The organism is Candidatus Albibeggiatoa sp. nov. BB20 (genome assembly GCA_016744725.1).
Classification (GTDB): Bacteria; Pseudomonadota; Gammaproteobacteria; order Beggiatoales; family Beggiatoaceae; genus Albibeggiatoa.
Genome location: JADGDW010000032.1, coordinates 1 through 8,231, shown reverse-complemented (window position 1 = coordinate 8,231; position 8,231 = coordinate 1). Strand labels below are relative to the sequence as shown.

Here is an 8,231-nt window from a genome sequence, read left to right as displayed (position 1 = left end):
AAACAGGGCAAAATTCTAGCAATGGCGCACCTTTTAAATCCCCCGGCATGGTAAATCGTCCCGGTTGTAACAAGCTGAGATTATAGGTTCTGTCTTTACAACGATGTAGAAAATCAGTATACAATTCAGAAGCTTTGCGTAAGGTCTCAGCCGACGCTTGCCCAGCGACATCTTGTTGCGCCATAAATTCACGCCAATCTTTAGACAAACTTAAACGTGGTTCACGCTCACACATCTCGGCAATTTGCATTGACCAATCTTCATAACTTAATTCTAGCAGAGGTAAATCTAATAGCCACTCACCGGGATAATCCACAATATCCACAAATAGCGTATTAATTGGATTCACTTTTTTCACCAATGGATTGTCCGTTTGATAACGAACCGCTACCCGAATTTGACTTAAACCACTGGTAGGCTCTGGCCACATTGGGTCTTCTTGACACAGTTGTTCAATCGATTGGTCATAACGAAACGCAGGAATGTGCATTTCAGGGTGGTGCATTTGCTTTGTACCTTGCAAACGCCCACTGCTCACAATATGGAAAAAAGGTAAATGAGAACCTTCCAAGCCATGCAAAAGCTGGTGTACAAGGGAAGTAATAAAAACCGTCTTGCCGCTACGGCTCAAACCTGTTACGGCCAATTTCACTTGACGGTCAAATGTGCGGTTTAATCTTTCTTTTAAATTTGCTTTTGATAAATTAGACAACCACTTATTGGCTTGCTCTGGTACTTCCACACGTTATCTCCATAATCATCTTGATTGGCAACTATTATATACTATTTGCGCTGCGACTTATGGCCAACCATGTAATTGAAACCAACCACTACGATTGAGTACATCACGCGAATAATCTTTACCTGTGGTATTCCCATCAATATCTTTACCTGCTTGAATCGCGCGTAACGTTGCTGTTGCACCACCGTTATAGGCTGCAATCATGGCGCGGAGCCTGTCTCGTTCATTTAAACTCACTCGATCTCCAAAAAAGCGTTGCGCATTATTTAATACGGTACACGCATAATAAATATTATCGCTAGCTATACGCCAATTCCCTGTTCGGGCAAATTCATGCCAGTCATAATCAATTTGCATCAAACCACGTCCATAACCGCCTCCATCAGGGGGTCTTGTGCCTGTGCGGCTACCACGCGCACGGCGACGAGTAAAATCGCCTGTGCCAGCAGGCCCTGCAGGACGTAACGCTAAGCCCCAATGTGATTCTCGTGAACCAATACCACACAAGACCGAGGGCTGAAATCCATAGCGTTTAGCCGCAGCTTCAATAACAGATTTATAACGCTCAGCTTCCCGTAATTGGCTGCTCATGGTTGCATTACCATAAGAGTAGGTTGTATCAAACCGATTTGCCACAGGTTGAGGTGTTGGGCGAGTTGGTTGGGGTGCGGGTGTTGTTGGTTGGGTTGGCTGCTGGACAACGGGTGCTTGGGTTGTTGGTTGGGTTTCCTCTTCCAAACCGAGCAAACGACGCAACCAGCTCGGCAGGTTTGAACTTTCTAAATCTCGTGTACCTGGTCTACGCATAATAAACACCTTAAACATTGAATCAAATGACTAATAGCAAACCTAGCAAAAACCAAATAAGATGTACAGAGTTATTTTGACAACTTAGCTTAAGAAAGATCACTCTTAACTTTAGATTTTAGTTATTTGTTCTAAATAGTTGTTTTTATTGTTGGAGAATGAGATTGCTTAATGACGGTTCTAAACTTTGTTATGAGTTTGATTAATATTTAGTTACGACAAGGTGCATTCAAACTTGAATACGGCTTTTAACACCTTCCATTATGCCAAAATTCATGATTCATAACATTTACTTATACAAAGCACAAAAATAAACGTTTTGTCATCACTCTCTATATTGATTATCCTCTTTATAAATAAGAATATCGTTATATTGAGGATGTCAGCATCATGTCAAATCTCGCCATTGCACCCAACGACGAATCCCAAGCTGTCAATTATAGAGAAAAACTGGCTTGTAATTTCAAGCAACTCGATGATGTATTTGATGATTGTATGTCTGAAGCAGTGACTTTTCTCACGGAAAATGGCATTGATGAATATTTAGACGGCGCAACATTGGTTTGTGGAATGGGACGGGGGTTTGAACCTGTTTTAGTCTATTTGGAAGAAATGCCCGCGATTGCACACAAAATGGGCGAGTCGACTTTATCGCTAGTCGCGGAATCTGCATGGAAAATGTCGCACAGTCCTAACAGTAAAGCGATTGTACCTTTTATGCAAAGTTTGCCCGAGGCGGCACGACGTTTGGGCGCGACTGAACCGTTTTATTATTACATCAAGTTAGTGTTTGATTTGATGGAACGCTCCAGTACTTCGGTGCATGGCAATCAATCTGCGACTTATCCCAGCACGGGTTTGCCTGAGATGTTGAATCAAAGTGCTTATTTATTGAATCAGCTTTCTTTGGAAGGTTTAAAAAATTGGATGGATTACGGCATCCGCAATTACACCCATCATCCTGAACGCCAAAAAGATTATTTCAGCCTTCAATCTGCGGACAGTCGCGCCATTTTGCAACGTGAACGCCACGGAACTTTGTTTGCGGACAATGAGCGGCAGTTGGATTTATACATGCGGGCATTATGGGATAGCAAAGAACATTTTGTGCCTTATTCCGAAGGCTTCAGCGAGCTACGTAAACCGATGCCCTATTTTACAGAATCGGGGGTGCGGCTGCCTGATGTGTATGATGATGCTGATAATATCAACGGGATTAACCGCTATCGGGCTTTGCTGGGACATATCGCGGCACATAAACGTTGGTCAACGCCGATTGTTGCGGATAATTACAGCCCCTTTCAACGGGTGGCAGTGGAAATTTTTGAAGATTGTCGAGTCGAATATTTAGCGATGCAGCATTATCCTGGGTTGCGTTTATCGTGGTTGGCGTTACATCCGATGCCGATTGAAGCAGGTTGCGATCCTGAAAAAGAGTCGTGTATTTTACATCGTTTAGCCATGTTCTCATATGCGATTTTGGCTCAAGATCATCCTTATCAAAATCCTGATTTAATTGAATTTGCCCAGCGTTTCAATGACATTATGCAAGCGGATGAAAGTTCGACTGCTGAAATGGCAAAATTGGCAGTCAGCTTTATTGCACGCACCCGTCGCCAGCAAGATTTAAATGCCAATGTGTATTTTGCTGATACCGAAGTCAGTTATCGCGATGATAATCGCCATTTGTGGATATTTATTGAAGAAAGTGACGACGAGGAAATGTTTGACCAAGAGAAAAAACAGCTGGAAGACGAGGACACAGAAAAATTACCGCCACGTCATTATCCAGAATGGGATTATCAAACTCAAACTTATCGCCCTGATTGGGTTAGTTTATATGAGGCATTGCATCCATCAGGCGACCCAATGTTGATTGATGCTTTGTTATCAAAACATGAGTCGACCGCGCGACGTTTAAAACAGATTTTGGATTTACTCAAGCCACAGGATTATGTGCGGGTTCGTTATCAAGAAGAAGGCAGCGAGTTGGATTTAGATGTGGCGATTCGTTCGTTGATAGATTTTAAAGCAGGCACAACCCCTGACCCACGGATTAATATGAGTCACAAACATGATGGGCGTAATATCGCGGTGATGTTGTTGTTGGATTTATCCGAATCGGTGTCGAATATTCCCCAAGGTTGCGAGCAAACCATTTTAGAGTTGAGTCAAGAGGCGGTTGCGCTATTGGGTTGGGCGGTGGATAAATTGGGCGATGAATTTGCGATTGCGGGTTTTTCTTCCAATACACGGCATGAAGTGCGTTATCAGCATATCAAAGGTTATAGCGAAGGCTGGGACGATAATGTCAAAGGACGATTGGCAGCGATGGAGGCGGGTTATTCCACTCGGATGGGCGCGGCGTTGCGTCATGCTTCACATTATTTGTCAAAACGGCAAGCGGATAAAAAATTATTGTTGGTATTAACGGATGGTGAGCCATCGGATATTGATGTCAAAGATGACAAATTGTTGATCGCCGATGCCAAAAAAGCGGTTCAAGAAGCTGAGCAAAAAGGCATTTATACCCATTGCATTAATTTAGACCCGCACGCGGATGATTATGTGGGGGAAATTTTTGGTAATCAATATTTAGTGATCGATCACATTGAGCGTTTGCCTGAACAGTTACCTAAATTATTTGTCAGTTTGACCAGTTAATATTTAGAAGCAACTCAGTTATCTGAATATAAGTAGTTGCTCAGAATGAAAATAATATCTTATCAAGCAACTGAAACTACTAAAACGCCGTGTAAATATTTCCAAGATCATAAATAATCACGGCATTTCTATTTTTCAGGGGTACAGCTATCCAACATTGACCATCAGCAATACATTGAAAATCAAAGTCCCATGTTGAATTTTTATCTTGCACAGGAAGTTGAATTGTAAATAGTTCAGAGTTGCTGGTTAAATCCCAAAAGCGAATTGTATTATCAGCACCCAAGGTAATGAGCTGTTGATTATCAGGACTAAATTCAGCTTTGGCAACAGTATCAATATGTCCAATTAATTTGGCAGATGGATTATCATAATTACTGGTTTCATAAATATAAATGGCTGTTGGATTGCCGCCCATTATTGCAAGCTTTTGCCCATCAGAACTAAGCGTTGTCCATTCAATTGAGTTGGGAATATTTGTTATAGTCTGACTCACTTGAGGTTTGTTATCTTCTGACCATTGCCATATTTTTACTTCTGGCTCGGTTGCTGTAACAAAATCTAAACTTTGAGGAGCAAATAATGCTGCATTTAATCGGGTGGAATCTGTGGAATAGACATTGAGCTGTTGATTTTCTAATGACAAAATACCGATATTGCCATCACGACTAGCAGAAATTAAGTATTGATTATTTGAAGAAAAGCTAACAGATTTGACTTTGTCTTTATGCGTAATCGTGTTGAGTAATTTTCCATCATAAACTTGCCACAATTTAGTTGTTTTATCAGAGCCAGCGGAAGCTAATAAATCACCTGTTTGATTGAAGCTTAAATGTGCAATTGACTTTGTATGTTGCTCGCTTTGCCATAGTGGTTGCGTTAAATCAGTCATCGCATACAGTGCAACCGTACCATTTTTATAGCCTATTGCAGTGTATTTCCCTGTTGGCGAGATAGTTACTGCTCTTGGTTGTTCTGCAACATTATGCCATTGCATCACAGGTGATAAGCCTGACGACTCCCATTCCCTTAAGGTTTTATCGCCACTAACACTATATATTTTGTCTTGTGCTAAAGCCACAGCATTCACTCGCCCTTGATGGCCTTCATATACGCGCAATACTTTTCCGCTAACAACATCCCATAAGCGCAAGGTATTGTCATGACTGGTTGAGATTAAGGATTTATCATCTTGAGAGAATGCAATATCGGATACTGCTGCTTTGTGTGCTTGTAATACTTGTTGAGCCGTGTTGTATGTTGACAAATTTTCCAAGTCCCATAAACGAATGGTTTTGTCTTGGGAGCTACTGGCTAGCTGAGTTCCTTGTGTATTAAATGCGATTTTATATACAGCTCCAGCATGTCCAACAAGTGTATAAAATGTTTGAGGATCGTTGATATTCCACAAACGAATGGTTTTATCTCGGGAACTACTGGTTAGCATTGTACCTTGAGGATTAAATTTTAAATCGTAAATAAGGCTTTGGTGGCCTTGCAGTGTGTTGATTGGCTGGTTGTCTTCTAAATCCCACAAGAAAATTGTATTTGAATTGTCAGCATAGGCTAATGTATTTTTATACGAGGCAATCGCCAGTATTGAGCTATCCGTACTTAATATTGGAGTTAGCTCAGATTTATCTGTAATAGGCATCATCAGTTGGTAAATTATTGTTTGTTTCTGTTTACCATCATAAGCCGCAATTAATATGTTATCTTGATAATTTGTAATAGCCGTAATAATTTTATTTTCACTTGCAATTTTATCTGCAAATGCAAAGGTTTGTTGTTTACCTTGAACATCATAAATCAGCAATTTTCCTTCAGCACCACCAGCAAAAAGCCATTGGCTATCTGAATACAAGTTGTACATTGCATTAGACTGCTGAATTGTTTTTATCGGAGGAGTAAACATCAAGCCTGAGTTAAACCAGTTTAGGAGGTTTGCTGTATGTTGTTTAGCAGGAGAAATATATTGTCTATCAATTGTTTCAAAATTTGCTAACTCTTGTTGTGCTAAAGAATGGTTATCTTTTTGTGTGAGGAGCTGAGTGTTGGTTAGATGTGAATTTATTTGCGTTTTTGCTTGGTAGATTTGCTCTTGCTTATATAGTTGAAAAGTATTTTTAGCTACTAAAAGAGCAGCCACTAAGGCAATAAAGATTATAGTCAATGAACTGATAGTTACAACCCAAGTATGTTTTTCTTTTGTTTCTTTTGATAATCCTTTTTGTATAAACCGCTCTATTGTAGGTAAAGAATCCTTTGCCTCTGTATCATATTTCTTAGCCCATTCTTCATTAGGTTTATTAGTCTCTAACCATTCTTTTGCAAGTTTTAACTTTCCTCCTTTCCATAAAAATGTATCTTTTTTCAAAGCATCATCTCTTAGTTGCTTATACATTTCCACATTTTTAGCTTCTTCATCTACCCATTCTTTTAAACGTTCCCAATGAGAAATAAGGCTTTCATGACTGATGTCTATAATTGTATCTGAGGTAATATTTTGTTTATTTGCTATAAGTGTTATAAAACCACAAGTATAATTATTAAAGTATTCAATTACTTCAACTAATTCTTGCTCTGTTGCTTGAGTAATTTTAGCAATATTGGCAAGAGTCATTGGATGACGAGCATCTACAACATAGTTTTTACTGGTAGTACGCTCTGTTATGCACTTAAATATTTTACTACAAAGCAATTTTTGCTTGTCTGATAGTTGACTATAGATTTCTTCTGCATGTTGATTAATTGCACCATCCAAACCACCTACAGCTTTGTAGTCATTGTAAGTTAATTTAATATTCCCAGCATGTGTACTTCTAACATACTGCCAAGTCTGTAATAAGGCGTGTTGAATTACAGGTAATGGATGTGTTTCCTTAATGCTATCGGCAAGAATACGTTGAACTAAATAGTCTTGTATATCGTCGTTAAACTGCTCTAGCGGTTTTATGATTGCTTCTTTGAGTTGTGGACGTGTCATCTTGGGAACTAAAAATAGTCCGTCATTGACAGCTTCTATTAATCCTTCAAAATTAATACACTCACCAATAAATTCCGAACGCATAGTAACAATAATATATATATTTGACTGTTCTGCTGTTGCTAATAGAATATCCACAAAAATACCACACTCATCCAACAACTCAATATTATCAGTCTGAATTGCTCGTTGGTATGTTCTTAATAATTCCTCAAATTGATCGATTACAACAAATAAATCATTTTTTCCAGAAATACCAGCATCATCTAGAAATGTGCCGATGTGAGATAACTCATCAATAAATCGGTATTTTATAACTTCATAAATATCTTCTTTATTTTGTTTATATTTTTTAAATATTTGATTTTGCTCTGCACTAGTTAAAACTTGACTGTATAAGGCTTTTGCTAGTTCATATAAAGGGTCATATTGTGGAGTAAAGGTTGCGATACGCCAAGATACTTTACCCGGAATTATACCGTCTTGTAATGAAGATAAAAAACCTGCTCTAATAAGAGATGATTTTCCACATCCTGATTGACCTGAAACGGCAACAAAGTTTTTTTCATTTTTAAGGAATATATTTACAATTTCTTCTATTTGTTCATCCCGACCATAAAATATGGGTTTATCTGTTATTTTATAAGTGTGCAGACCAACATAGGGAAAATTTGGTTTACTTTGGTAACTCATTTTTCATGACCTATAACTTGTAGAAATATTTTGGGTTTATTGTTGTTAGTAATAACGTTTGGATTATTTGGTTTAATATATTGCGTTTGTTTAGTTAATTTTTCTTTTAAGTTGTTTTCTACCAATACTTTTTGAAATTGTTTTTCTGATTCTTTTTGTATAGGGTTTTGTTGTTTGAAACTTTGGGAAAATGAGGGTGATATGCCATTACAAAGGATACCTTCGACTTTATCCTCAATAAGGCTAATAAGATTATCAAAGGTTTTTTGTTGCTCCTCAAACATCTCCATTGGATATTTTTGTTCTGTATCTGTATCTTTACCAGAAAAGACTTTAACA

5 protein-coding genes are annotated in these 8,231 nt (G+C 38.6%); 1 reads left to right on the top strand and 4 read right to left on the bottom strand.

What is annotated here, in order from left to right; all coding sequences use genetic code 11:
- Together ABXH34_RS05540 and ABXH34_RS05535 are read right to left on the bottom strand one after the other, a co-directional pair.
- A partial coding sequence (locus ABXH34_RS05540; protein ID WP_353570873.1) for a YcjX family protein occupies nt 1-742 on the bottom strand: 742 nt, incomplete at its 3' end.
- Between the two features lie 57 nt (nt 743-799).
- Nucleotides 800-1,549, bottom strand: coding sequence for a transglycosylase SLT domain-containing protein (locus ABXH34_RS05535; RefSeq protein WP_353570872.1), 750 nt, complete (start codon nt 1,547-1,549; stop codon nt 800-802).
- A 390-nt stretch (nt 1,550-1,939) separates the two neighbouring features.
- Here ABXH34_RS05535 and ABXH34_RS05530 point away from each other — a divergent pair, with 390 nt between their 5' ends.
- On the top strand, nt 1,940-4,213 hold the full coding sequence (locus ABXH34_RS05530; RefSeq protein ID WP_353570871.1) for a nitric oxide reductase activation protein NorD: 2,274 nt from the start codon (nt 1,940-1,942) through the stop codon (nt 4,211-4,213).
- A gap of 79 nt (nt 4,214-4,292) precedes the next feature.
- On the opposite strand, the gene ABXH34_RS05525 is transcribed toward ABXH34_RS05530, so the two are convergent.
- Entirely contained in the window at nt 4,293-7,892 is a 3,600-nt protein-coding gene (locus ABXH34_RS05525) for an nSTAND1 domain-containing NTPase (RefSeq protein WP_353570870.1), read from the bottom strand.
- A partial coding sequence (locus tag ABXH34_RS05520; protein WP_353570869.1) for a hypothetical protein occupies nt 7,889-8,231 on the bottom strand: 343 nt, incomplete at its 5' end. The genes ABXH34_RS05525 and ABXH34_RS05520, both read right to left, overlap by 4 nt.

Bases quoted from the DNA above. Each gene is read 5' to 3' on its own strand.
- ABXH34_RS05535 (WP_353570872.1), bottom strand. From the start codon at position 1,549: ATGCGTAGACCAGGTACACGAGATTTAGAAAGTTCAAACCTGCCGAGC.
- ABXH34_RS05530 (WP_353570871.1), top strand. From the start codon at position 1,940: ATGTCAAATCTCGCCATTGCACCCAACGACGAATCCCAAGCTGTCAAT.
- ABXH34_RS05525 (WP_353570870.1), bottom strand. From the start codon at position 7,892: ATGAGTTACCAAAGTAAACCAAATTTTCCCTATGTTGGTCTGCACACT.